3 protein-coding genes and 1 pseudogene are annotated in these 1,515 nt (G+C 53.7%); all 4 read right to left on the bottom strand.

Annotation, left to right across the window (positions count from 1 at the left end; all coding sequences use genetic code 11):
- Positions 1-287 (bottom strand): annotated as a pseudogene (locus H8S45_RS16500) (hypothetical protein); the annotation flags it as partial.
- A gap of 342 nt (positions 288-629) precedes the next feature.
- Positions 630-893 (bottom strand): phage holin family protein, encoded by a 264-nt coding sequence (locus H8S45_RS15725; protein ID WP_186950573.1) that lies wholly within the window; start codon positions 891-893, stop codon positions 630-632.
- Between the two features lie 13 nt (positions 894-906).
- Complete coding sequence (locus H8S45_RS15720) at positions 907-1,218, bottom strand: hypothetical protein (protein WP_186950571.1); 312 nt, start codon at positions 1,216-1,218, stop codon at positions 907-909.
- Between the two features lie 36 nt (positions 1,219-1,254).
- Positions 1,255-1,515 (bottom strand): S-layer homology domain-containing protein (locus tag H8S45_RS15715; RefSeq protein ID WP_186950569.1); only part of this gene is annotated, 261 nt, incomplete at its 5' end.

Raw genomic sequence — 1,515 nt, 5'->3', positions numbered from 1 at the left:
GCCGCCCGCAGGTGGAAGCGCCCGCGCTCCGCGAACCAGTCCTTGCCGTTGTAGCAGCTTGCCGTGCGCGGGATGATTCCGGCATTACCGGACTGTGCCGCGCACCAGCTTATAAACATGTGGCACCAGTAGGCCTCCGGTCCGTTCAGGCCGTACCATTTGCCGTATTTCGTCCAGTTATTCGAGCCTGCGTTTGCGGTCTTGCTGTCAAGGCTCGCATTGCTCGCTTTCTCCAGATAGCCGACCTCTGCGGCGGCAACCCTCAAAATACCGCTTGCTTTTCCCAAATGATTCACCTCAATTTCAAAACAAAAAGCCCCACCTTGACACAGGCGGGGCTTGTGGTATAATATCTATACAAAGGGGCGCTGCCGGCAGACGGCTGACCCTAAGAATTAACTACAAAGTAGCCGCATCTATTTGGTCGTAGGGGCGGCTACTTTGCATATGTAACAAAAATGTGTAACAAGATTGCTGCACATATTGAAATCCTTGCGAATCTCAAGCCCATATGCACCACCCCTTTCTCAAGGAGTGGTCAACCGCCCGCCGCTGGGAACGACAGCGCCCGACATATTATACCATCGCACGCCGCCCTGTGTCAATTTGCCGCCATCGGGCGGCTTTTTTTATTTCTGTCCGAGCTGTTTGACAATCTGGTTTACACCCGTCGCCGCAAGGCCGGACACAATTCCGATTGCAATTGCCGTCAGCGGGTCGTTTGCGCCATACTCCGGCATAATCCGCATCGCTACAATTCCCAGCACCGCGCCAGAAATGCCGCAGATGATCGGCAGCCACTTGTTGTCAAGCGCCGTAGCCTTTACGATCTGTGCGATCAGATAGCAAATTACCGTGATTGCCGGAATCGCCGTAAATCCCAAACTTTCCATAAGTACGCTCCTTTCAAAGTCCAATTCTTGCAAGCAGGAATGCGATTACTGCCGCCAGCACTGCCCATACCGACTTGTCCACAATGCTTTCCCACCGTCTTGCGGGCTTGCTTGTAACCTCCGCGACGGTAGCGGTCAGGCTGTCCAGTTTCTCAATAATGGTGTTATACCGTTCTTCCTGTACCGCGCTGTCCTGCTCCAATGCGCGGATACGGTCAAAGAACTCCTTGTGCGTGTCGCTCGCCCTGTCCATCCGCTTTTCCAGCGCTTCCACGCGGGCAAGCGTGATGCACTCGTGCGGATTGTTTGTGCATTGGTTTTCCATAGGCAAGTGGGGCGCTATACCCCGTCCCCCCTCTCATTAAATGCTCTTGTGAATACGCGCCAGTGTGCAGGCCAGCTCTTCGCGCGTAACAAAATCCTGCGGCCGGAATTTCCCGTCTGCATCCCCTGCCATAATGCCGTACTCGTTACAATACTTAACATTTTCCTTTGCCCATTCAGAAATCTGATTTTCGTCCTTATACATCGTCTCACCCCCCTCTTTCGTCTGGTACTTCCAGACGTTGATCTCTGACGGCTCCGGCAGGATAACCATACCGTGTCCGGTTTTGCTGTCGAA

The organism is Agathobaculum faecis (assembly GCF_014287995.1).
Lineage (GTDB): Bacteria > Bacillota > Clostridia > Oscillospirales > Butyricicoccaceae > Agathobaculum > Agathobaculum ammoniilyticum.
The sequence above is the reverse complement of the archived record's forward strand: the minus strand, read 5'-3'. Positions and strand labels throughout refer to the sequence as shown.

Excerpts from the sequence above, each read along its gene's own strand:
- H8S45_RS15725 (WP_186950573.1), bottom strand. The coding sequence starts at position 893 with ATGGAAAGTTTGGGATTTACGGCGATTCCGGCAATCACGGTAATTTGC.
- H8S45_RS15720 (WP_186950571.1), bottom strand. The coding sequence starts at position 1,218 with ATGGAAAACCAATGCACAAACAATCCGCACGAGTGCATCACGCTTGCC.